The organism is Xanthobacter sediminis (assembly GCF_043195015.1).
In the GTDB taxonomy this organism is placed as follows: Bacteria; Pseudomonadota; Alphaproteobacteria; order Rhizobiales; family Xanthobacteraceae; genus Xanthobacter.
Genome location: NZ_JBAFWH010000007.1, coordinates 46,465 through 69,513 on the forward strand (window position 1 = coordinate 46,465; position 23,049 = coordinate 69,513).

Genomic DNA, 23,049 nt, shown 5'->3' on the forward strand with positions numbered 1-23,049 from the left:
GTGCCGCATCATGAAGCCCTACGTCATCTGCCATATGATCTCGTCCCTGGACGGCCGGCTTCATCCGAGCCGCTGGAGCGCAAGCCCGGACAGCACGCACAGCCAGTGGTCGGCCGCCTACCAGCAATTGCACGAGCAGCTTGAGGGCGATGCCTGGCTCGTGGGCCGCGTGACCATGGCGGAGATGACGAAAGCCGTCGCGCACCCGCCCTCCTCCCATGGCGTGGTGGAACGCCCCTGTCATGTGGCCGCGCGGCACGCTGCGGGCCTCGCCGTCGCCCTCGACCCTTCCGGCAAGCTCCACTTCGCCGGAGGCCAGATGGACGGCGACCATATCGTCGTGCTGCTGGGGCGGAATGTGCCCGACAGCCATCTCGCCGAGCTGGCAGCCGATGGCGTGTCCTATCTCGTCTCGGAAACCGATGCGCTGGACCTCGCGGCGATGCTGGACGGGCTGGGCCGCATCTTCGGCGTTCGCAGGCTGCTGCTCGAAGGCGGCGCCGCCACCAGCGGCGCCTTCCTCGCGGCCGGACTGGTGGACGAGTTGAGCCTGCTCCTGGCACCCGCCCTCGATGGCAGACCGGACAGCCCATCCGTCGTGGTTGCGGACGACGGCGGGCTGTCCGGCAAGGTGCAGCTTTCGCTGACCTCCTGCACGCAGCTGGAGCACGGGCTCGTGCACCTGCGCTACGCGGTGAGCGCAGGTTAGGGAACGCGCCCGCCGGCTCCGGCAGCGTCAGTCGCGCGCGCCGCCCGAGGGCGCCGGCCCGGCGCGGTAGACCGGCTCCGGCACCTGCTCCATCCAGGTCACCACGCTTCCGTCCAGCGCTTCCGCGACGGCGAAATGCGTCATCGCCGCATCGGCGGCGGCGCCATGCCAGTGGCGCACGTTGGGCGCGATCCACACCACGTCGCCCGGCTGGACCTCCTCGATGGGGCTGCCCTCCTTCTGCACCCAGCCCCGGCCGGAGACGATGTAGAGCGTCTGGCCGAGGGGATGGATGTGCCAGGCGGTCCGCGCACCCGCGGAGAACGCCACCAGGGCACCGCTGATGCGCGCGGGCGCGTCGCCCTGATAGCGCCCGAAGATACGCACCTGCCCCGTGAAATAATCCGGCGAGCCCTCGGTGCCACCCTCGGGGGCATCGCGGATGATGCGCAGCGCCCCGTCGCCCGCCGGTTTGGCCGGCGCTGCCTCGCGGCCGGCAAGCACGAGCTTCAGGACCGGAACGGCGGACATCGCCCGCGGCCAGCCCGCATAAAACGCAAGATGGGCCGGCACCTCGGCCAGCTCGGCGGCGGTCAGGCCGTTGTCCATGGCGCGGCTGGCATGGAACGGGAGCTGCTCGGGCTGGCCGATGGCGATCAGCGCCGCCATGGTCACGAGGCTGCGGTCGCGCGGGGCGAGATCGGGGCGCCGCCACAGGTCGCCGAACAGCACGCGGTTGGTCAGCTCCGCCAAGGCGGGCGCGGTGGGGGCGACGGCGGTGTCGACGGTCGCTGCGCGGGCCGCCTCCGCCGCGGCTTCCAGCGTGATCCGGTCTGCATCGCTCTGCGCGACGGCGCCGATGCCGCGCTCGTCGAAGACCTTCTTGGTCTCGACCACTGCGGAGATGGCGTTCGGCCAGCCGGAGTAGAAGGCGAGCTGGGTGATCAGCTCGCCGATCTCGCCCGGTGTCACCCCGTTGTCGAGGGCGCGGCGGACGTGCCCGGCAATCTGCGCCGTCTTGCCGGTGGAGACCAGGGCCGCGACGGTGATGAGGCTGCGCTCGCGCGGCGCCAGCGCCGGACGGCGCCAGACCTCGCCGAACAGCACGTCGTCGGTGAAGTGGCCGAGGCCGGGCGCCACCTCGTAGACGGCGGGCGGGGCCACTCGTGCGCGTGGGGTGTCCTGCGCCTCGGCGCCGGTAGCGGAAAGGGCGGCGGCCGCGACGCCGGTGGCGATGGTCTTCATGCTCATGCGTTCCTCTGAGACGTTGCGCGGCCCACGGGCAGAAGCCGCATGCACAGGAGGCTGCCGATGCCGGTGAGCGCGATCACCCAGCCCATGGGCCAGGGCGTGCCGTCGGCAAACGCCCCGACCAGCGCCGAGCCGAGGATGCCGCTGCCGTAATGGATGGCGCCGATCAGCGCCGAGACCGCACCCGCCCGCTCGGGGAAATCGGCGAGCGCGCCGGCGATGGAGTTGGCGACGATGAAGCCGGTGGCGGAGACGAAGGCGAACAGCGGCACGACGAGGCCCCACAGTCCGCCCCAGCCGAACCACGCGGAAAAGGCGAGCAGCACCCCGGCGCCAGCAGCCACCATCGTGCCGGCGGTCAGCAGCCGGTCGATGCCGAAGCGTGCCACGAGGCGGGCGTTGGCGAGGTTGGTGGCCATGATGCCGACGATGCCGAGGGCGAACAGCAATCCGTAGAGATCCGCCGGCACGTGGTGATAGCTGATGTAGGCGAAGGGCGTGCCGGCGATATAGGCGAACATGCCGGCATAGAAGAAGCCGCCGGCGCCGGCATAGGCGAGGAGCCGGCGGTGGCGCAGCAGCGTGCCATAGCGGCCCAGGGCGCCGCCGAGGGGCTCGCGGTTGCGCCGATCGGCCGGCAGGGTCTCCGGCAGGCGCAGCACCGCCACCAGCGTGGCGAGGCCGACCCCGACCAGGGCCCAGAAGATGGCGTGCCAGCCGGCAAGGACCAGGATCTGCCCGCCGACGATCGGGCCGGCGAGCGGCGCAATGGCCATCACCGTCATCAATGTCGACATCATCTGTGCCGCGCGGTAGCCGGAATAGAGGTCGCGCACCATGGCGCGGCCGAGCACCACGCCGGCGCTGGCGCCCACCGCCTGCACCATGCGCCAGCCGATCATGGTCCAGGCGTCGAAGGACAGCGCGCAGCCGGCCGAGCCGATGATGAACAGCACCATCCCGATCGCCACCGGCAGGCGGCGGCCGTGACGGTCGCTGACGGGGCCCCACAGGAGCTGGCCCAGGCTGAAGCCGATCAGATAGCCGGAGACGGTCAGCTCGATCAGGCCCGCATCGGCGCCGAGGGCGCGGCTCATGGCCGGCATGGCGGGCAGGTAGAGGTCGGTGGAGATGGAGGCAAAGCCCATCAGGGCGCTGAGGGTGCCGAGCACGCGCCAGCCCTGCCGCCCCGCCCCGGCGCGCGCAACGTCGCTGCCGTCCGCCCTGGCCGATGCCGCATCGCCGGGGAAGGTGCCGGCCGCGGGGGCTGCGGCATTCGCCCCGGCATCCTCGCCGCGCGCATCCTCCAATCGCGCCAGGAGCATCGGTGTCACAGCTCCTGCGCCGTGGGGCGGAACAGGATCTCGTTCACGTCCACCTCGTCCGGCTGGCCGATGGCGAAGGCCACCATGCGCGCGAAGCTTTCCGCGGGGATGGCCACCGCTTCGTAGAAATTCCGGATGCCCTTGGCGACGTCCGGCTCGGTCACGCTCTGCGGCAGCTCTGAGCGGACCGCGCCGGGCGAGATGACGGTGGTGCGGATGTTGTAGGGCTTCACCTCCTGGCGCAGCCCTTCCGAGAGCATGCGCACCGCCGCCTTGGTGGCGGCATAGACGGCGCTACCCGGCCGCACCTTGTGGCCGGCCACCGACGACACGTTGATGATGTGGCCGCGCTTCTGCGCCGTCATGTGCGGCAAGGCGGCAGCGATGCCGTAGAGCACGCCCTTGAGGTTGACGTCGATCATCCGCTCCCAGTCCTCGATCTTGCCACGCTCCAGCGGCGAGTGGGGCATGAGGCCGGCATTATTGAGGATGACATCCAGCCGCCCGTGCAGGGCCACTGCGGTATCGACGAGGTGCTTCACCTGGGCGGAATCGGTGACATCGGTCGCGACCGCGGCCGCGGCGGGCAGGCCGAGCTCCCCGGCCAGCGCCTGAAGCCGGTCGAGCCGGCGCGCGCCGAGGACGAGCCTCGCGCCCTCGGCCGCCAGATGCCGCGCGGTGGCCGCGCCGAGGCCGCTGCTGGCGCCGGTGATGACCACGACCTTGCCTGCGATATTGCTGCTCATGGCGTCATTCCCTTGTTCATCCCGTGGGATCGCGGCGCCCCGCTCAACGGCCGATGGTGGCCATGAGCTGCTCCGGATAGCGCTCGCCCTCAATGTCGATCTCGCCGAGCGCCATCCGGATCTCGGCAAGATCTGCCGCGGTCAATTCCACGTTCGCGGCGCCGAGGTTTTCCTCGAGCCGGTTCAGCTTGGTGGTGCCGGGGATCGGCACGATCCACGGCTTCTGCGCCAGCAGCCACGCGAGCGCGATCTGGGCCGGCGTCGCCTGCTTGCCGGCGGCGATGCGCTTCAGGAGATCCACCAGCGCCAGGTTCTTCTCGATGGCCTCGGGGGTGAAGCGCGGCAGGATCTTGCGGAAGTCGTTCTCGCCGAGCTTCGTGTCCCGGCCGATCGCGCCGGTCAGGAACCCCTTGCCGAGGGGGCTGTAGGGCACGAGGCCGATACCGAGCTCCTCGCAGGTCTCAAGGATGCCGTTGGTCTCAGGACCGCGCGTCCAGAGGGAATATTCATTCTGCAGCGTCGTGACCGGCTGGACCGCGTGGGCGCGGCGCACGGTCTGCGCGCCCGGCTCGGACAGGCCGAAATGCCTCACCTTGCCGGCAGCGATCAATTCCTTGACCGCCCCGGCCACCTCCTCGATGGGCACGTCGGGATCGACGCGATGCTGGTAGAACAGGTCGATGACCTCGATGCCGAGGCGCTTCAGCGAGGCATCGGCCACCGCCTTGATATGCTCCGGCCGGCTGTTCATGCCCGCCATCCTGCCGTCGACGATGTTGAAGCCGAACTTGGTGGCGATCACCACCCGCTCGCGCACCGGGCGCAGGGCCTCGCCGACGATCTCCTCATTGGTGAAGGGGCCGTAGACCTCGGCCGTGTCGAAGAACGTCACGCCCAGCTCCACCGCCTTGCGGATCAAGGCGATGGCGTCGTCCTTGCCCAGGGCATGGCCATAGCTGAAATTGAGGCCCATGCAGCCGAAGCCGAGGGCCGAGACCTCAAGGCCGCTCCTGCCGAGTGTGCGCTTCTGCATGGCCAGTCCTTTCGTGGCTCCGAGGGCCAAGGCTGGCCTTCGGTGCCGCGAAAGATAGGACGGGCCCCGGCAGACGATTAGGCGTTGAATGCCGCATGAACTTATACGCAGGGCGCATCAATCGGCAGCCGCACGTCTCGTCGGCAGGTGGCGCCCTGAGGGGCCGGCGTCGAGCGGGTCCATGGCGGATCACGGGGCCAAGCGCGAAAGAAGCGCAAGCGCCGAGACCTTGGCGACCGAGCGCCCGTCCACGCCAGCCGCTCCCACGCGCCAAAGCCCGCTTTGAGCTCGCGCGCACATCTCGCTGAGATATAATGAAAATTGGAGCGGGCGATGGGAATCGAACCCACGACATACAGCTTGGGAAGCTGTCGTTCTACCACTGAACTACGCCCGCGATGCGCAGCACCATAGCCAAGGCCCATGCTCCACAGCAAGAGGCAAGGCGCATTTGCCCACACGCTGGACATGATCGGAGCATTGCGGATGCCCGTGGCCGGAAGGCCGCGGCGGAGCAAGGAGCCGCGTTGTGCCCGGCCGGGGCGGCCCGCGCGCCCTTGGCCAGCCGGTTGGGCGGCGCCCGCCCGCGCCCCGCCGAGGCGACGCCAGCCCTGCGCCGCGCGCTCTTGTGGTCCGCCCGCGCCCGTGGCACCTGTGCGCCGCACACAAGGGAGACGATGGCATGGCTGAAGGCACCCCGGCGGCAACCCATATCGGCGCGCCCCCGCTCATCTCCGGGCTTTCGGCGTTCGCCGGCGATTACGACCTCATTCTGTGCGACGTGTGGGGCGTGGTGCATAACGGGGTCCATGCCTTCCCGGCCGCCTGCGCCGCCCTCGGCCGGGCGCGGGCGGGAGGCGCCAGCGTGGTGCTGGTCTCGAACGCCCCGCGCCCCCACCCGGCCATCATCGCCATGCTCGACGGCTTCGGCGTGCCGCGCAGCAGCTATGACGCGGTGGTCACCTCGGGCGACGTCACCCGCGCCCTTCTGGCCGCCCGCGCCGGGGCCCGCGTGTTCCACCTGGGGCCGGAGCGGGACCTCGGCACCTACGAGGGACTGGACGTGGTGCTCGCCCCGCTGGACGAGGCCGACCTCGTGGTGTGCACCGGCCTGTTCGACGACGATACCGAGACCCCGGACGACTACGCCGACATGCTCGCGCAAATGAAGGCGCGAGACCTGTCCTTCATCTGCGCCAATCCGGACCTGGTGGTGGAGCGGGGCGCGAGCCTCGTCTACTGCGCCGGCGCCATCGCCAAGGCCTATGAGGACATCGGCGGCGGCACGGTCTATTGCGGCAAGCCCTACCTGCCCATCTACGAGACGGCCCTCGCCCAGGCCGACGCGGTGCGCGGCGGCCCGGTGGACCGCGCGCGCGTGCTCGGCATCGGCGATGCGCTGCGCACGGACATCGCGGGCGCGGACGCCGCCGGCTTCGACAGCCTGTTCATCGCCGGAGGCATCCACGCCGCCGAGCTGAAGGCGGTGGACGGGGCAGTGCCCGACAGCGCCTCCCTCGCCGCCCTGTTCGAGGGGCACGCCCACCCGCGCGGAGTGATGCCACGCCTCGCATGGTGAGGCGCACACGCTTCCCTTGACGCGCCGGCACGCGGGCGCCTAGAGCCTTTGGCCGCCACGGGCGATCCGTCCTCGTGGCGCCCGCCGGTGCCAAAGGCTTCATGCCAGACAGGGTTCGCACGCAGCCGATGCCAGTTTCACCCCTCCCCGCCTTCGTCGTCCTGCACGGGCCGCAGCCGCTTCCGGCGGGCATGGCGCGGCCGGTGCTCGCCATCGGCAATTTCGACGGAGTCCACCGAGGCCATCGCGCGGTGTTCGACACCGCGCGCGACATGGCGCGGGAGAAGGGCGTGGCGGCGCTGGCGCTTACCTTCGAGCCGCATCCGCGCACCTTCTTCAGCCCGCAGACCGCGCCCTTCCGCCTCACGCCCGAGGGCGCCAAGCTGCGGCAGATCGAGGCTGCGGGCCTTGCCGGCGCCATCGTGCTGCCGTTCGACCACGCGCTCGCCACCATGGAGGCGGAGGCCTTCGTGCGCGACATCCTGGTGGGGCGCTACGGGGTCAGCGGCATCGCGGTGGGCTTCGATTTCCATTTCGGCCGGGCCCGCGCCGGCTCGCCCGCCTTCCTCGAGGGGGCGGGGCGGCGCCACGGCTTCGCCGTCACGGTGGTGGACCCCATGCGCGACGAAGACGACCCCATCTCCTCCACCGCCATCCGCAAGGCGCTGGCCGCGGGCCAGGTGGGCCATGCCGCCCACATGCTGGGCCGGCCCTTCTCCGTGAGCGCCGAGGTGCGCCACGGCGACAAGCGTGGCCGCACCATCGGCTTTCCCACCGCCAACCTCGCCCTGCCGGCGGATATCGAGCTTGCCTTCGGCATCTACGCGGTGCGCGCGGTGACGCCGGACGGGCGACACCACGACGGCGTGGCCAATTTCGGCCGCCGCCCCACCTTCGACAATGGCGCGCCGCTGCTGGAGGTCCACATCTTCGATTTCACCGGCGACCTCTATGGCCAGCGGATCGAGGTGGAGTTCCACGCCTACCTGCGGCCGGAGCTGAAGTTCGACGGCATCGACGCCCTCGTCGCCCAGATCGCCGAAGACGCCCGCCGCGCCCGCGCCGTGCTGAAGAAGGCGTAGCTCCAGCGGATGGGGCATGAGTTAGCCCGACTTTAACCGTGCCGGGCGCACCTTGGCGCAAATCGATCTTTTTGCGCGCCGAGGCTGCCCATCTTGCCCGCCCCTGTTTCCGCGCCGGCCTCCACCGAGGACCGCCGCTCGCCCTTCATCCGCCTCGCCGAGCTCCTGGCGGGCATCGAGGCCGGACGCCCCGCTCTCAGCGCCGCCGTGGGCGAACCGCAGCACGCCATGCCCGAATTCGTCGGCCCGGTGCTGGCCGGCAACCTCGCCGGCTTCGGCCGCTACCCGCGCGCAGAGGGCACGCCCACCTTCCGCGACGCGGCAGCCCGCTGGCTGGAACGTCGCTACGCCCTCGCCCGCCCCCTCGATGCCGACCGCGAAGTGCTAGCGCTCAATGGCTCGCGCGAGGGGTTGTTCTCGGCCGCCATCGTGGCTCGGCGCCTCGTGGCGCCGCGCAAGCTCGCGGCCGGGCAGAAGCCGGCCATGCTGCTGCCGAACCCGTTCTACGCCGCCTATGCCGCCGGCGCGGAGGCCGCAGGCTGCGAGGCGGTGGTGCTGCCCACCAGCGCCGAGACCGGCTGGCTGCCGGACCTCGACGCCCTCGACCCGGCGCTGCTCGACCGCACGGTGGCCATCTACATCGCCTCCCCCGCCAATCCGCAGGGGGCGGTCGCCTCTCCCGCTTATCTGCGCCGGGCGCTGGAGCTGGCGCGCCGGCACGGGGCCTTCCTCTTCTCCGACGAATGCTATTCGGAGATCTACCTCGGCGCCGAGAAGCCGGCCGGCATCCTGGAGGTGGCGGAGGGAGACTTCACCGGCGCCGTGGCCTTCAATTCTCTGTCCAAGCGCTCCTCCCTGCCGGGCCTGCGCTGCGGCTTCTGCGCCGGCGACGCGGCCTTCCTCAAGGAATTCCTGGCGTTCCGCTGGGTGGCAGCGCCCCAGGTGCCGGAGCCGCTGCAGGCGGTGGCGGTGGCCGCGCTGGAGGACGAGGCCCATGTGGTCCACTCGCGCGATCTCTACCGCGCCAAGTTCGACCTTGCCGACACCATTCTCGGCGCGCGCTTCGGCTATAGCCGCCCCGGCGGTGGCTTCTTCCTGTGGCTCGACGTGTCGCACCTTGCGGGCGAAGGGCGCACGGGCGGCGAAGCGGCGGCGCTGCGGCTGTGGCGCGAGCAGGGCCTGCGCACCGTGCCGGGCGGCTATCTCGCCCGCCGCGACATCACCGGCACCAATCCTGCGGAAGACTGGCTGCGCGTCGCCCTGGTGCATGACATTCCCACATCGGAAGAGGTGCTGAAGCGCCTCGTCGCCGGCCTCACCCCCGCGCTGAACTGAAGGAGAGCTGCGCCCCATGCCTGCGACCTCCGCCGCCACCCGCCGCTCCGATGACGCGGTGATGCATACCCGCATGCAGCCCCAGGCGCCCCACTTCGATTTCATCCCCGAGGCGCTGCGCCAGGGCGCGCGCCGCCGCAGCCGCGAGATCGTGGGGGCCGGCATCGCCCTGGGCGGCGCCGTGGCGGTGGCCGCGCTCGTCACATGGTCGGCGGCGGACCCGAGCTTTTCCAATGCCACCGATTCGGCGGTGCACAACATCCTCGGGCGGCCCGGCGCCATCCTGGCCGACCTGCTGATGCAAGTGTTCGGCCTTGCCTGCCTCGCGGTGGTGCTGCCGCTGGTCTACTGGGGCTGGCGGCTGGTGACCCACCGGCCCTTCGGCCGGGCGCGGCTGCGCATCACGGCCTGGGCCGTGGGAATTGTGGGCGCCTGCGCCTTTCTCAGCGCCATGCCGCGGGTAGGCACCTGGCCCACCACCACCGGGCTCGGCGGGGTCATCGGCGACCTGTTCGTGCGCATCGCCGGGCTGTTCGCCAGCGGCGCGGCGGCGCCGGTGGGGCAGATGCTGGTGGCGGCCATCGGCGGCACGGTGGCGGCCGCCGCCCTGTTCCTCGCCTTCGCCGGCGGGCGGCGCACCCCGCTCAAGCCCGCGCTGGCCATGGACGACGACACGGAAGACGATGACGACGAAGAGGAAGACGACGGCACGTCCGTCTCGCTCGGCGCCATCACCCACACCATGCTCTCGCTCAAGGCGCGGCTGCTCGGCGGCCGCAGCCTGCCGCCCCTGACCCCGTCTGGCCTTGCCGGCCTCGCCCGCGAGCGGCTCGGCGGGGAGCCCTCCGACCCCGACCTCGGCGGCCGGGTGGAGCCGCGGATGAGCGCCCGCGCGGTCGCCGAGGCCCCCGGTGACGGCGAGGACGCGGTGCTCGAAGAGAGCGAGCTGATCGCGGAGAATACCCGCGGCCGGCGCCGCCACGGCACGCGCAAACCCGCCGGCCGCAAGGGGCACTACCAGTTCCCGCCGCTCGACCTGCTGGCGGCGCCCCAGGCCAGCAAGGCCCCGGCCCTCTCGCCCGAGGCGCTGAAGGAGACCGCCGTCCTTCTCGAAGCGACCCTGAAGGACTTCGGCGTGCGCGGCGAGATCGTGGACGTGCGCCCCGGCCCGGTGGTGACCCTCTACGAACTGGAGCCGGCGCCCGGCATCAAGTCCTCGCGCGTGATCGGCCTCGCCGACGACATCGCCCGCTCCATGAGCGCGGTCTCGGCCCGCGTGGCGGTGGTGCCGGGGCGCAACGCGATCGGCATCGAGCTGCCCAACGCCCGGCGCGATAAGGTGCTGCTGCGCGACCTGCTCGCCACCAAGGATTTCGGCGATTCCGGCCACAAGCTGGCCATCGGCCTGGGCAAGACCATCGGCGGCGACCCGGTGATCGCCGACCTCGCCCGCATGCCCCATCTGCTGGTGGCGGGCACCACCGGCTCGGGCAAGTCGGTGGCCATCAACACCATGATCCTCTCTTTGCTCTACCGGCTGAAGCCGGAGCAGTGCCGCCTCATCATGGTGGACCCCAAGATGCTGGAGCTGTCCGTCTATGACGGCATCCCGCACCTGCTGTGCCCGGTGGTCACGGATCCGAAGAAGGCGGTGGTGGCGCTCAAGTGGGCGGTCAAGGAGATGGAGGACCGCTACAAGAAGATGTCCAAGCTGGGCGTGCGCAACATCGACGGCTTCAACGCCCGTGTGCGCGAGGCGGCGGAGAAGGGCGAGACGGTCGCGCGCACCGTGCAGACCGGCTTCGACCACGAGACCGGCGAGGCCGTCTACGAGCGCGAGGAGATGAACCTCGAAGCGCTGCCCTACATCGTGGTAGTGGTGGACGAGATGGCGGATCTCATGCTCGTCGCGGGCAAGGAGATCGAGGGCGCCATCCAGCGCCTCGCCCAGATGGCCCGCGCCGCCGGCATCCACCTCGTCATGGCCACACAGCGTCCCTCGGTGGATGTCATCACCGGCACCATCAAGGCCAATTTCCCCACCCGCATCTCGTTCCAGGTCACCTCCAAGATCGACAGCCGCACTATCCTGGGCGAGCAGGGCGCCGAGCAGCTGCTGGGCCAGGGCGACATGCTCTACATGGCTGGCGGCGGGCGCATCCGCCGCGTGCACGGGCCGTTCGTCTCCGATGAGGAGGTGGAGGACGTGGTGAAGCACCTCAAGGCCCAGGGGGTGCCGGCCTATATCGAGGCCGTCACCGCCGAGGATGAGGACGAGGACGGCGCCGTGTTCGACAAGGGCGGCTTCGGCGATGAGGGGCACGATCTCTACAGCCAGGCCGTCAACGTGGTGATGCGCGACCGCAAGTGCTCCACCTCCTACATTCAGCGCCGGCTCCAGATCGGCTACAATCGCGCCGCCTCGCTGGTGGAGCGGATGGAGAACGAGGGGCTGGTGGGCGCGCCCAACCACGCCGGCAAGCGCGAGATCCTGCTGCCGGAAGAGGCCGCCGAATAAAGGCGCGCGACCTGCCCCTAGGTCACCACCCCGAGCGCCGGGTTGCCTCCCCGATCCGTGACCGGAGGGCCACAGGATCGCCATAGGCTGCCGCTAGGGGCTGTGATGCCCCGGCGCGCCCTTGCGGGATTCGGCGGGGCGTGCGCAAAGCTTTCTGAGCGGGCGCTCGTCCGGGCCCCGTCCTCGTTTCAGAGACCTTGAATGATGCCGAGCCGTTCTTCCGCCCCGCGTGCCATGGCCGTGAGCCTCTGCCTTGCCCTGCTGCTGGCCGGTTCGGCCGCGCGGGCGCAGGGCGCGCTGCCGCCCGGCTCGCTCTGGGGCGGACCGCTGGATGGCGGCTCCAAGTCCTCGGCCGGCGGCTCCTCCGCTTCCGGCTCGTCTGGCGCGGCTTCCTCCGCCTTGCCCGCCGCGCCGCTGCCGCCGCGCCGGCCCGGCGCGCCCTTCAAGCCCACGGCCGAGGCGCGCGCGCCCGCCGCGGCCCCCACGCCGGCGCTGCCCGACGGACGGGCGAGCCCCGCCACCATCGCGCGCGTGACGGACTACTACAACTCCGTCCAGTCCATGACCGGCAACTTCACCCAGGTGGACCCGGACGGCAGCCGCCGCACCGGCGACTTCTACATGCAGAAGCCCGGCCGCGTGCGCTTCCAGTACGACCCGCCGAGCCCGGTGGAGCTGATTTCCAACGGCCAGTCGGTGGCGGTGCGCGACCGCAGCCTGAACACCCAGGACATCACGCCCCTGAACCAGACGCCGCTGCGCTTCCTGCTGGCGGAGCGGGTGGACCTCGCCGGCGACCCGGCCGTCACCGGCATCTTCCAGGACGACCGCTTCATCACGGTGACCATGCAGCACCAGGTGCCCATGATGGGCACCTACCGCCTGCTGATCCTGTTCGATGCCAAGACCTCGGCCCTGAAGCAATGGGTGGTCACCGACCCCCAGGGCTACGACACCCAGGTGACCCTGAGCAACACCCAGGTCAACAAGCGCCCGGACCCGGCCCTGTTCGTGATTAATTTTGAGCGGATGCTTCAGTAGAAGCGTCAACCCGAACAGCAGAGGGGATGACGACATCGATGACGATGCGTCATCACAGGCCTTCTCAGGGAATGCGACGAAGGCCTGCCTTCAGCGATGCGCACGGCGGCCCGCACCAGCGCGCCCTTGCGCCCCCGCGCCGCCTGCTCTACGGCTAGGCTCCCTGCCATTTTTCATGCCGTTGCCGCCTTGTCCCTCACCATCGCCACCTGGAACATCAATTCCGTCCGCATCCGGCTCGATATCGTGCGCGAGGCCGTCGCCGCGTTGAAGCCGGATGTCCTGTGCCTCCAGGAAACCAAGTGCCAGGACGACAAGTTTCCCCTCGCCGCCATCCGCGACATGGGCTTCCCTCACATCGCCCTCCATGGGCAGAAGGGCTGGCACGGGGTCGCGACCTTCTCGCGCCGGCCGTTCGCCGAAGTCACCAAGGGCGAGTTCTGCGGCAAGGGCGATGCCCGCCATGTGGCGGTGACGCTCGCGGCCGGGGACGGGCTCGGCAAGCCGCTCACCATCCATAATTTCTACGTGCCGGCCGGCGGCGACGTGCCGGACCCGGAGCTGAATCCCAAGTTCGCCCACAAGCTCGCCTTCCTCGACGAGGTGACGCAATGGCCGCGCCTGCTGGAAGACGCCGCCGCGCCGGACCGCCACGCCGTGCTGGTGGGCGACCTCAACATCGCCCCCCTGGAAGCCGATGTCTGGAACCACCGCCAGCTCCTCACCGTGGTGAGCCACACCCCGGTGGAGGTGGAGCGCATGGCGCGCTGGCAGGCCGCCGGCCGGTGGGTGGACACCATGCGCGCCTTCGTGCCGCCGGAGCAGAAGCTGTTCACGTGGTGGAGCTACCGCTCGCCCGACTACACGGCGAACGACCGCGGCCGCCGGCTCGACCACGTGTGGGCCAGCCCCTCCCTCGCGCCCCACGCCAAGGCCATGACCGTGCTGAAGGATGCCCGCGGGTGGGAGAAGCCCTCGGACCACGTGCCCGTGGCCCTCACCTTCGCCTGAACCGGGCGCGCCGGGGCGCAGCGTTCGGCCGGGGCGTCTCCTTGGCGAGCCGGACGCCGGCTCACGCCAGGAAAATGCGTGGGTTGGAGAATCCAGGGCGGTTGCGGTGAGCCGGGGCCGACGAAAAGCTCTGCAGCTTGCTCCATGAAGGTTGTTCGCAACCGAGCGGACGCCTGAACGAAACCCGCGCGGCACCGGCCAAGGCCCCTGAACCCGCGGCCTGATTGACCGCGCCCGAGCCGCCGCCGCGGCGGTCCTCAGCGCTTGCGCGGCGTGGAGCCGGAGCGCTCCAGCTCCAGGCGCACGCCATCGAGGGCCTTCATGAGCTGTTCCAGGCGGATGGCGAAGGCGCGGCGCAGCTTGGCCGCGGCGCGCGGGTTCGCCGCCAGCAGCGGCAGCACATCCGCCCGGTCGAGGCGCAGGAGCGCGCAGGCCTCGAGGGCCACCGCCGTCGCCGGGCGGGGCGTGGGCGCAATGAGGGCGATCTCGCCGATGAGCGCGCCCGGCCCCACCTCCATGGCGCCATGCGGCGCGCCGTCGCGGCGGGTATCGGAAAGGGCGATGCGGCCGGAGAGGAGCACATAGCCGCAATCGGCCGCCGCGCCGGCCTCGAAGAGCGTCTCGCCCGCATCGAGGACCATGCGCCCGGCACGCGCCGCGAGCGGGGCAAGCGCCGCCTCGTCAAACGCGGCGAAAATGGCGAGTGCACGCAACGGCGCCAGGAAATCCTCCTGCGGCCCGTCGCCGTCGCCTTCCAGCTCGTTCTCCCGATCCACGGGCATCGTCCTCCTCGCGGCCGGCGTGGCGGCGCGGGGCCGCTCATTCCTCAGGCTCCGGTCCTCGACCGGGCACCAGGTGGGTTTCGCTCAAACGCCGCGCGATCTTGACCACAGGCTCCATGGGTGAAGCCTGCGGGCCTGTGGCTTCAGCCTCGCACGGAAGCCGCCGCAACGCATCCGTTTCCGCGCCCGCGCCGCCCCAGCGGCTCAGGGCACCAGCTTGTAACCGCCCGCCTGGGTGGCCAGCAGGGTGGGATTGGCCGGATCGGGCTCGATCTTCTGCCTGAGACGGTAGATGTGCGTTTCGAGCGTGTGGGTGGTGACGCCGGAATTATAGCCCCACACTTCCTGCAGCAGGGTCTCGCGCGGCACGGGCGTCTTCCCGGCGCGGTAGAGATAGCGCAGGATGGCGGTTTCCTTCTCGGTGAGGCGGATCTTGGAGCCGCGCTCGGTAAGCAGCAGCTTGGCGCCCGGCCGGAAGGAATATGGCCCGATGGCGAAAACCGCGTCCTCGCTCGCCTCATGGGAGCGCATCTGCGCGCGCAGGCGCGCCAGCAGCACCGAGAAGCGGAATGGCTTGGTCACATAGTCATTGGCGCCGGCGTCCAGCCCCATGATGGTGTCGCTGTCGCTGTCATGCCCCGTGAGCATGATGATGGGGGCCTTGAAGCCGTTGTTGCGGATCTGGCGCACCGCGTCGCGGCCGTCCATGTCGGGCAGGCCCACATCCATGATGACGAGGTCCACTACGCCGTTCTTCGCGCCCTCGATGGCGGCGGCGGCGGTGTCCGCTGGAACGGGCTCGAACTCTTCCTGGAGGGCGAGCTGCTCGATCAGGGCGTCGCGCAGCTCCGGGTCGTCCTCCACCACCAGGATCTTCCACGCATTGGCCATCGAATCCTCCTGTGCCCTTGCGGGCACGCCGTTCGTGCAAGTACAGCACGGCTCAGGCCCGGTGCAAATTTTCCAGGCGTCAAATCAATTTCTACTGGTATCATAATGGGGCTTGGCATGGAACATCCTGTGGGCATCTCCCGTTTGAGCGTCCGCCGCAGGCCAGGCCACCGCCACCAGGGCGTGCTCACCGCCGGCGGGCGGGCATTCCGGGTGGCCATCGGGCGCTCGGGAATCAGCCCCGACAAGCGCGAGGGCGACGGGCGCACCCCCGCCGGCCGCTGGCGCGTCCTCTTCCTGCTCTACCGCCCGGATGCGGGCCCCCGCCCGGCGACACGCCTGCCCCGCCACGCCATCGCCCGCGACGACGGCTGGTGCGACGCGAGTGGCCACAGGCTCTACAATCGCCCGGTACGCCTGCCCTTTTGCGCCTCCCACGAGCGCCTGTGGCGGGACGACGACGTCTACGACCTCGTGCTGGTGCTGGACCACAACACGCGCCCGCGGGTGATGGGACGCGGCTCTGCGGTCTTCATCCATCTGGCGCGGCCGGGATTTCGCGCCACCGAGGGATGCGTGGCGCTGGCGCGGGGGGACATGCGGCGCCTCATCGCGCGCCTGCGGCCAGGCGCGGAGATCGTCATCGGCGCCTGAGGCGGCGCGATCGGAGCGCGCGCAGAAAAAGGGCGCCGCCCGCGAATGGGGCGGCGCCGCAGGGCGGGGTATCAGGCCGGCTGCATGGCCGAGAGGCGCCAGGCTCCGCCGGGCGCGCGGACGAAGGTCCAAAGCTCCGTGCTCTCGCCCGGCCGGTCGCGGTCGCCGGAGAGGACGCGGCCGCTGGCGCGCTCCACCACCGTGTCGCGGCTCTGGTAGCGCATGGCTACGGTGGCGAATTCCTGCGCGCCCTCGCGCCAGGATTCGGCGATGTCGCCCTGCAGCAGCTTCACGTCGGAAACGGCGTTGCGCACGCCGCGCGCGGCATTGGCGCGGATCTCGGCGGACATGGCCTCCAGCACCTCGGGGGTCACGCGCGCCTTCAGCGCCTCCTCGTCCTCACGGCCGAAGGCGGTCTCGATCTCGCCCAGCATGCGCTCGAACGTGTCGAGGTCGCCCGCCGTGATGCCGAGTTCGTCCACCGGGCCGGTGCGGCGCGGGGCCTGTGGGGCGCTCGCGCCGCCGCCAAGGCCACCCAAGCCGCCGAGGCCGCCACCGCCCAGGTTGCCCAGGCCGCCGCCGGGGGCACCCGCGCGGGCGTGGGCGCCGGCCGGCACCGGCTGCTGCCGGCTGCGGAAGAAGCGCAGCGCCAGCATCACCACCAGCGCCAGCAGCGCGCCCTGGAGCAGCAGCCCCAGGATACCCGCGAGCCCACCCAGCCCCTGGCCAAGCAGAAGGCCCACGAGGCCGCCGATGAGCAGGCCGCGCATCAGCCCGCCGGCAAGGCCGGAACCGAAGAAGGAGGAGCGCGGCTGCGGCCGCGCGGCAGTGGCGCCGGGGTTGGCGGACGGCGCCGCCTGGGGCGTGGTGGAACGCTGGAGCGGCGCGGGATTGGGCGCGGTGGTGGTGGGCGGCGGCGCCGAATAGGTGCGCGTGCCGCGGCTGCCGGCGGACATGCCGCGGCGGGCCTCGGCCGTGTCGATCACCATCATGCTCAAGGCTGCGACCACCGCCGCCATCGCCAGAACCGGCCTGATACCCACGAACAATCCTCCCTCGCCGCATCCCCGCGCGCGGCGCGGGCGCGCCATTCCGCAGGGGAATGTGCGTCATATGGGGTCACCGGCCCGCGATTGCGAGGGGTGGAGGTCCTGAAAGCGTGGATTTGGTCTATGAAGGGTGTCTCGCCCTCCACCACGGATCGTCCATGCCGCTCCGGAACCTGCCTGTGTCGCGTCGCAGCGCGTTGCGCGCCGCCGCCGCAGCCGCCACCTGCGCCTTCGCCCCCGCCGCTGCCTGGTGCGCCCTCACCGGCCCCGCCGCCGCGCAAGAGAGTGCTCCGCCGCCGGCGAAGGCGCCGCCAGAAACCCGCCCGCAGGCCGGGCGCGCCCTCGGCGTCGCCGTGCGCAACCAGAGCACCGCGCCCGGCTGCAATGCGCCGCAGAACGTGGCCCTCACACTGGTTTCCCCTGATGTGCGCCGGTTCCGCATCTCGGCGCGCCACCCCGCTTATGTCTACACCATGGTGGCGGACCGGCCTGTGCCCGCCTATCTCGGCTGCCCGACGCCAGCCGCCATTCCCGCGGCCACGCCGGAGGCCGCGCCGGCCGCGCGGCGCACCACCCTTTTCGAGACCCCGGAGATGGCGGTCGTCGGCTATGCGCTGCCGGATTACTGGCGCCGGGCCAGCGTGCCCTTCCGCGTGGGCGAGGTGGCGACCCAGGGGCTGGACAAGGTGGAGCTGTGGCTGAAGCCGGCGGACCGCGGCGCCACGGTGATCGAGCTGTTCCTGGCGGACGGCTCCTGGCGCCTGCGTCCTCTGCCGCCCCAGCCGCTGTCGGCCACCGCCTTCGGCGCGTCGGTGCTCATCGGCCCGGTGGCGCAGGAAGAGCGGCTGCTGGTGAAGCTGAAGGAAGTGGGCTTCGCGCCCCAGGCCAAGGCCTTCACGCTGCGTTTCGCCGACGGCGGCGCGGCGCGGGTGCGGCTCGACGGGCTCGACGCGGAGAGCCTTGCGCTGGACGCGGAATTCACCGATGCCGTGGCGGCGCCCTTCGCCGCCCTGCAGGCCATGTACGCCACCGAGAGCGAGGCGGACATCACGCGCGTGGCCTGGCGCACGGCCTCCGGCCAGCCGTTCGGCGAGGCGCCGGTGATGAGCTTCGACGACGCCTCGGACGTGACCCTGCTGTGGGCGGGGCGCCTCGCCCCGGCACGGCCGGCGCTGAGCGCGCCGGACCTGATCTTCACGGCCTTCGCCGGCGCCTGAGGGCGCCGGCACGTTTCGCCCCAGCCGCGCGGGGCCACAGGGCCAGCGAGAGAAGCGCGCTGGCCTCTGCGCTCACTCCTCGTCTTCGTCCTGCTCTTCGCTCTTCTTGGAGCCGCCGAGCTTGGCGAACACGGTTTCCAGGTCCAGGGACTCACGGCCGCGCCCACGGCCGGCGGGCTCCTCCTGCTCCTCGTGCCCGGTGGTGACATCGGCCGGCAGCAGGGTGGCGCCGCGGTCCTCGGCCGCCAGGGCGGCGGGGCGGTCCTTGGCGGCGCGCTGCACCTCGAGGTCGAGGTCGATCTGGCTGCACAGGCCCAGGGTCACGGGGTCCATGGGCGAGAGCTGGGCCGCGTTCCAGTGGGTGCGGTCCTTGATGGACTGGATGGTGGACTTGGTGGTGCCCACGAGGCGGATGACCTGCGCATCCTTCAGCTCGGGATGGTTGCGCAGCAGCCACAGGATGGCGTTCGGCCGGTCGTGGCGGCGGGAAACGGGCGTGTAGCGTGGGCCGCGGCGCTTCTTCTGCTCGGGCAGGCGCACCTTGGATTCCAGGAGCTTCAGCCGGCGGTTGGGATCGCGCTCGGCGAGGGCGATCTCGTCGCGGGCGAGCTGGCCGGTGGAGATGGGGTCGAGGCCCTTGATGCCCTGCGCCACCTCGCCGTCGGCGATGCCCTTCACCTCCAGCGGGTGGAGCTTGCAGAAATCGCCGATCTGCTCGAACGACAGCGCCGTGTTGTCCACGAGCCAGACGGCGGTGGCCTTGGGCATCAATGGGGTATTCGTCGACATGGCGGCCTCTGAGGCTTGGGTTCGTGGCGTTTCAAGGTTCTGCGTCCGCGTCGTCTGCGCGGCGCGCCGGCGTCGCGGCCGGCGCGGATGGACATGTGCGGGTTCGCTGGCGCGCCCCCTTTCCCAGGTGGGCTGACCGCGAAGCACATCGCAATGTCCAGGATGGCCACAACATAGTCGCCCCGGCCGCGACTTGCAAATGCCCTGCCCGGAAAAGAGGCGCAGGCCGCGCCAGAGGCACGCGGCGCTTGACAGCCGGCGCGGGCCGATCCCATCTGACCGGATGCCCCTCACGGATGATCCGGCCATGGACGCCGCACCGACGCCCCCTGCCCAGCAGACGCTCCCCAAGCCGCCGCTCCAGATCCTGCTCTGCGCGCCGCGCGGCTTCTGCGCCGGCGTGGTGCGCGCCATCGAGGCGGTGGAAGAGGCGCTGCGGCGCCATGGCGCGCCGGTGTATGTGCGCCACGAGATCGTGCACAATAAATATGTGGTGGAGGCGCTGCGGCGCAAAGGCGCCGTCTTCGTCGAGGAACTCGACCACGTGCCGGAGACCACCCAGCCCGTCATCTTCTCCGCCCACGGCGTGCCCAAGAGCGTGCCGGCGGAGGCGGCGGGCCGCAGGCTGTTCGCCATCGACGCCACCTGCCCGCTCGTGACCAAGGTGCACCGCGAGGCGGAGGTGCACTACCGCAAGGGCCGGCACATCCTGCTCATCGGCCACCGGGGCCACCCGGAGGTGGTGGGCACCATGGGCCAGCTGCCCGACGGCGCCATCACCCTGGTGGAGACGCCGGACGACGCCCGCACCGTCGTCCCGCCCACCGGCCTGCCCCTCGCCTACGTGACGCAGACCACCCTCTCGGTGGATGACACCGCCGGCATGGTCGCCATCCTGCGCGCCCGCTTTCCCGATCTCGCGGAGCCGCACAAGGAGGACATCTGCTACGCCACCACCAACCGCCAGGAGGCGGTGAAGCAGGTGGCGCCCAAGGTGGATGCCATGATCGTGGTGGGCGCGCCCAATTCCTCCAATTCCCAGCGCCTGCGCGAGGCGGCCGAGCGGGCGGGATGCCCGCGCGCGCTGCTGGTACAGCGGGCAGCCGAGATCGACTGGGCGGCCCTCGGCCCCATCGCGCGGCTTGGCCTCACCGCCGGCGCCTCGGCCCCCGAGGTGCTGGTGGAGGAGATCATCGACGCCTTCGCGGAGCGCTTCTCGGTGACCGTGGACACGGTGACCGCCTCCGAGGAGGATGTATTCTTTCCCCTGCCGCGCGCCCTGCGGCCGGATGCGGCGGAGTAATTCGTGGCCGTCTATACCGACGTTTCGGCCGCCGAGATGGCGGACTTCATCGCCCGCTACGACATCGGCACCCTCACCTCCTTCCACGGCATCGCCGAGGGGGTGGAGAATTCCAACTTCCTGGTGCAGACCACGGCCGGCACCTTCATCCTCACCCTCTATGAGAAGCGGGTGGCGCGGGGCGACCTGCCCTTCTTCATCGGCCTCATGCAGCATCTGGCGGCACGCGGCCTCTCCTGCCCGCAGCCGGTGGCGCGGCGCGACGGCACGGTGCTGGGCGAGCTGGCCGGGCGGCCGGCGGCCATGGTCACCTTCCTGCCCGGCGTTTCCGTGCGCCGGCCCACCGCCCACCATTGCGCCGAGCTGGGCGCCGGCCTCGCGCAGCTGCATCTCGCGGGGGCGGACTTCACCATGGAGCGGGCGAACGCCCTCTCGGTGGCCGGCTGGCGCCCGCTGGCGCAGATCGCCGGCGCGGGGGCAGACACAGTGGCACCAAGCCTCGCCGCCACCATAGACGACGAGCTCGCCGCCCTGGAGGGCGACTGGCCGAAGGGCCTGCCCTCCGGCATCATCCACGCCGATTTGTTCCCGGACAACGCCTTCTTCCTGGACGAGGCGCTCTCCGGCATCATCGATTTTTACTTCGCCTGCACCGACGCCTTCGCCTACGATGTCGCCATCTGCCTCAATGCATGGTGCTTCGAGCCGGACGGCTCCTACAACGTCACCAAGGGCCGGGCGCTGCTCTCGGCCTATGGCGCGGCGCGGCCCCTGAGCGCGGTGGAGGTCAAGGCCCTGCCGCGCCTCGCGCGCGGGGCGGCGCTGCGCTTCCTGCTCACCCGCCTGGTGGACTGGCTGAACGTGCCCGCCGGCGCCCTGGTGAAGCCCAAGGACCCCATGGAATACCTGAAAAAGCTGCGCTTCCACCAGCAGGTGGCCGGCGCCGAGGATTACGGCCTCCTGCCATGAAGAAAAGCGTCGAGATCTTCACCGACGGGGCCTGCTCGGGAAATCCCGGCCCCGGCGGATGGGGCGCCCTTCTGCGCTTCGGCGCCCACGAGAAGGCGCTGAACGGCGGCGAGGCCCACACCACCAACAACCGCATGGAGATGCTGGCCGCCATCAGCGCCCTGGAGGCACTGAAGGAATCCTGCGCGGTGGCGCTGCACACCGACAGCCAGTACCTGAAGGACGGCATCACCAAGTGGGTGCACGGCTGGAAGCGCAACGGCTGGCGCACCGCCGACAAGAAGCCGGTGAAGAACCAGGACCTGTGGGAGCGGCTCGACGAGGCGCTGAAGCGCCACGAGGTGCAATGGCACTGGGTGAAGGGCCACGCCGGCCATCCCGAGAACGAGCGCGCCGACGAGCTGGCCCGCGAGGGCATGGCGCCCTTCAAGCTGAAGCGGGCGGTCGGCGCCGGCTCCGGCCTCTGACACCATCAGCCCCGGCCCTCGGCCGATGCCCAGGTCCGCTCAGGCGCTGAACGGGCCGGACCAAAGAAAAAGCCCTTCCGGCGGGTGCCGGAAGGGCCCGGGATCAGGCGGGAGAGGCGGGAGCCTCGCCCCTCGCCTTCGGCATCACTTGCCGCGCTTGAAGCTGTTCCAGGTCTTGGTGATGACCCGCTGCACCGCCGGCTCGTTGGTGGTGACGATGAACAGGCGCGAGAAGGTGTCCTTGTCCGGATAGATGGACGGGTTGTCCAGGATTTCCTTGTCGATGAACTTCTGAGACGCCAGATTGCCGTTGGCGTAGGAGATGTAGTTGGAGTTCTTCGCCGCCACTTCCGGACGCATCATGTAGTTGATGAAGGTGAGTGCCTCATCCACATGCTTGGCGTCCTTCGGAATGGCGAAGTTGTCGAACCACATCAGCGCGCCTTCCTTGGGGATCTGGTATCCCACCTTCACCGGCGGCTTCTTGGTCTTCTTGGCGGCTTCCTCGGCGCGGGTCTTGGCCTGGAAGACGTCACCCGACCAGCCCACGGCCAGACAGATGTCGCCGCGCGCCAGGGCGTTGATATAGCCCGAGGAATCGAACTTCTTGATGTAGGGACGGATGGTCATCAGAAGCTCGCCGGCCTTCTGGATGTCCTCCGGCTTCTTGGAATCCGGATCGAGGCCCAGGTACTTCATGGCGGAGGGAATGATCTCCTCCGGGCCGTCCAGCATGTAGACGCCGCAGTCCTTCAGCTTGGAGATGTTCTCCGGCTTGAAGACGACGTCCCAGGTGTTCAGGGGCACGTCTCCGAGCCGCTCCTTCACCTTGTCCACGTTGTAGCCGATGCCGGTGGTGCCCCACATGTAGTTCACGGCGTGGGCGTTGCCGGGGTCGTAGACGGCGAGGCGATCGGTCACCTCGGGCCAGGCGTACTGCAGGTTCGGGATCTTGGACTTGTCGAGGGGCATGAAGATGCCCGCCTTGATCTGCCGCTGCAGGAAGGAGCCGGAGGGCACCACCACGTCATAGCCGGTCTTGCCCGCCAGCAGCTTGGTCTCCAGCACCTCGTTGCTGTCGAAGACGTCGTAGCGGACCTTGATGCCGGTTTCCTTGGTGAAGTCCTCGAGCACCGTCGGGTCGATGTAGTCCGACCAGTTGAAGACGTTGACCACCTTCTCCTGGGCGAACGCCGGCCCGGTGAGGGCCACGCCGGCGCCGAGCACCAGGCCCAGCCCCACGCCCATGACGGCCGCTTTGAAAGCGCGACTCATCCGCTCTTCTCCTCTGAGAGACG

The 23,049-nt window shown here is 70.6% G+C and carries 21 protein-coding genes and 1 tRNA gene; 12 read left to right on the top strand and 10 right to left on the bottom strand.

Annotated elements, in window-relative coordinates; all coding sequences use genetic code 11:
- Positions 1-10: 10 nt before the first annotated feature.
- The gene (locus V5F61_RS11040; protein ID WP_393988137.1) at positions 11-709 is read left to right on the top strand and encodes a RibD family protein; all 699 of its coding nucleotides are present in this window, start codon (positions 11-13) and stop codon (positions 707-709) included.
- A gap of 27 nt (positions 710-736) precedes the next feature.
- On the opposite strand, the gene V5F61_RS11045 is transcribed toward V5F61_RS11040, so the two are convergent.
- The 5 genes from V5F61_RS11045 to V5F61_RS11065 form a co-directional block, all read right to left on the bottom strand.
- Positions 737-1,954, bottom strand: a complete 1,218-nt coding sequence (locus V5F61_RS11045) for a (R)-mandelonitrile lyase (RefSeq protein ID WP_393988187.1) — start codon at positions 1,952-1,954, stop codon at positions 737-739.
- A gap of 2 nt (positions 1,955-1,956) precedes the next feature.
- On the bottom strand, positions 1,957-3,285 hold the full coding sequence (locus V5F61_RS11050; RefSeq protein ID WP_393988136.1) for a multidrug effflux MFS transporter: 1,329 nt from the start codon (positions 3,283-3,285) through the stop codon (positions 1,957-1,959).
- Positions 3,286-3,290: 5 nt separating this feature from the next.
- Positions 3,291-4,031 (bottom strand): SDR family oxidoreductase, encoded by a 741-nt coding sequence (locus tag V5F61_RS11055; RefSeq protein ID WP_393988135.1) that lies wholly within the window; start codon positions 4,029-4,031, stop codon positions 3,291-3,293.
- Positions 4,032-4,074: 43 nt separating this feature from the next.
- Positions 4,075-5,064: an aldo/keto reductase gene (locus V5F61_RS11060; RefSeq protein ID WP_393988134.1), complete on the bottom strand. Its 990-nt coding sequence runs from the start codon at positions 5,062-5,064 to the stop codon at positions 4,075-4,077.
- Positions 5,065-5,386: 322 nt separating this feature from the next.
- Positions 5,387-5,461, bottom strand: a tRNA-Gly gene (locus V5F61_RS11065).
- Positions 5,462-5,746: 285 nt separating this feature from the next.
- Here V5F61_RS11065 and V5F61_RS11070 point away from each other — a divergent pair.
- The 6 genes from V5F61_RS11070 to V5F61_RS11095 all read left to right on the top strand — a co-directional run bounded on the left by V5F61_RS11070 (position 5,747) and on the right by V5F61_RS11095 (position 13,630).
- Positions 5,747-6,643 (top strand): TIGR01459 family HAD-type hydrolase, encoded by an 897-nt coding sequence (locus V5F61_RS11070; RefSeq protein ID WP_393988133.1) that lies wholly within the window; start codon positions 5,747-5,749, stop codon positions 6,641-6,643.
- Positions 6,644-6,771: 128 nt separating this feature from the next.
- A complete protein-coding gene (locus tag V5F61_RS11075) occupies positions 6,772-7,725 on the top strand; it encodes a bifunctional riboflavin kinase/FAD synthetase (protein WP_393988132.1) in 954 nt (317 codons plus the stop codon).
- A 93-nt stretch (positions 7,726-7,818) separates the two neighbouring features.
- Positions 7,819-9,060 (top strand): aminotransferase class I/II-fold pyridoxal phosphate-dependent enzyme, encoded by a 1,242-nt coding sequence (locus tag V5F61_RS11080; protein ID WP_393988131.1) that lies wholly within the window; start codon positions 7,819-7,821, stop codon positions 9,058-9,060.
- Positions 9,061-9,121: 61 nt separating this feature from the next.
- On the top strand, positions 9,122-11,578 hold the full coding sequence (locus V5F61_RS11085) for a DNA translocase FtsK (RefSeq protein WP_445329450.1): 2,457 nt from the start codon (positions 9,122-9,124) through the stop codon (positions 11,576-11,578).
- 201 nt (positions 11,579-11,779) lie between these two features.
- Positions 11,780-12,619, top strand: a complete 840-nt coding sequence (locus V5F61_RS11090) for an outer-membrane lipoprotein carrier protein LolA (protein ID WP_393988130.1) — start codon at positions 11,780-11,782, stop codon at positions 12,617-12,619.
- 189 nt (positions 12,620-12,808) lie between these two features.
- Entirely contained in the window at positions 12,809-13,630 is an 822-nt protein-coding gene (locus tag V5F61_RS11095) for an exodeoxyribonuclease III (RefSeq protein WP_393988129.1), read from the top strand.
- A gap of 257 nt (positions 13,631-13,887) precedes the next feature.
- Here V5F61_RS11095 and V5F61_RS11100 read toward each other — a convergent pair whose 3' ends face one another.
- Positions 13,888-14,406: a Crp/Fnr family transcriptional regulator gene (locus V5F61_RS11100; protein WP_394104038.1), complete on the bottom strand. Its 519-nt coding sequence runs from the start codon at positions 14,404-14,406 to the stop codon at positions 13,888-13,890.
- 210 nt (positions 14,407-14,616) lie between these two features.
- Positions 14,617-15,303: a response regulator transcription factor gene (locus tag V5F61_RS11105; protein ID WP_393988127.1), complete on the bottom strand. Its 687-nt coding sequence runs from the start codon at positions 15,301-15,303 to the stop codon at positions 14,617-14,619.
- 117 nt (positions 15,304-15,420) lie between these two features.
- Here V5F61_RS11105 and V5F61_RS11110 point away from each other — a divergent pair, with 117 nt between their 5' ends.
- Positions 15,421-15,957 carry a L,D-transpeptidase family protein gene (locus V5F61_RS11110; protein ID WP_393988126.1) on the top strand — a complete coding sequence of 179 codons (537 nt, stop codon included), beginning with the start codon at positions 15,421-15,423 and terminating at the stop codon, positions 15,955-15,957.
- A 71-nt stretch (positions 15,958-16,028) separates the two neighbouring features.
- Here V5F61_RS11110 and V5F61_RS11115 read toward each other — a convergent pair whose 3' ends face one another.
- Entirely contained in the window at positions 16,029-17,000 is a 972-nt protein-coding gene (locus tag V5F61_RS11115; RefSeq protein WP_393988125.1) for a TIM44-like domain-containing protein, read from the bottom strand.
- A gap of 185 nt (positions 17,001-17,185) precedes the next feature.
- Here V5F61_RS11115 and V5F61_RS11120 point away from each other — a divergent pair, with 185 nt between their 5' ends.
- On the top strand, positions 17,186-18,223 hold the full coding sequence (locus tag V5F61_RS11120) for a hypothetical protein (protein WP_394104039.1): 1,038 nt from the start codon (positions 17,186-17,188) through the stop codon (positions 18,221-18,223).
- Positions 18,224-18,295: 72 nt separating this feature from the next.
- Here V5F61_RS11120 and V5F61_RS11125 read toward each other — a convergent pair whose 3' ends face one another.
- On the bottom strand, positions 18,296-19,012 hold the full coding sequence (locus V5F61_RS11125) for a DUF1013 domain-containing protein (RefSeq protein ID WP_393988123.1): 717 nt from the start codon (positions 19,010-19,012) through the stop codon (positions 18,296-18,298).
- A gap of 307 nt (positions 19,013-19,319) precedes the next feature.
- Between V5F61_RS11125 and ispH the strand changes: the two genes are divergently transcribed.
- The 3 genes from ispH to rnhA are packed head-to-tail and all read left to right on the top strand — an operon-like array spanning position 19,320 to position 21,751.
- Entirely contained in the window at positions 19,320-20,315 is a 996-nt protein-coding gene (gene ispH / locus V5F61_RS11130) for a 4-hydroxy-3-methylbut-2-enyl diphosphate reductase (RefSeq protein WP_393988122.1), read from the top strand.
- Positions 20,316-20,318: 3 nt separating this feature from the next.
- Complete coding sequence (locus V5F61_RS11135) at positions 20,319-21,284, top strand: homoserine kinase (RefSeq protein WP_393988121.1); 966 nt, start codon at positions 20,319-20,321, stop codon at positions 21,282-21,284.
- A complete protein-coding gene (gene rnhA, locus V5F61_RS11140) occupies positions 21,281-21,751 on the top strand; it encodes a ribonuclease HI (RefSeq protein ID WP_393988120.1) in 471 nt (156 codons plus the stop codon). Before V5F61_RS11135 ends, rnhA begins: the two co-directional genes overlap by 4 nt.
- Before the next feature lie 144 nt (positions 21,752-21,895).
- Here rnhA and V5F61_RS11145 read toward each other — a convergent pair whose 3' ends face one another.
- Positions 21,896-22,999 (bottom strand): polyamine ABC transporter substrate-binding protein, encoded by a 1,104-nt coding sequence (locus V5F61_RS11145; RefSeq protein WP_393988185.1) that lies wholly within the window; start codon positions 22,997-22,999, stop codon positions 21,896-21,898.
- Between the last annotated feature and the right edge of the window lie 50 nt (positions 23,000-23,049).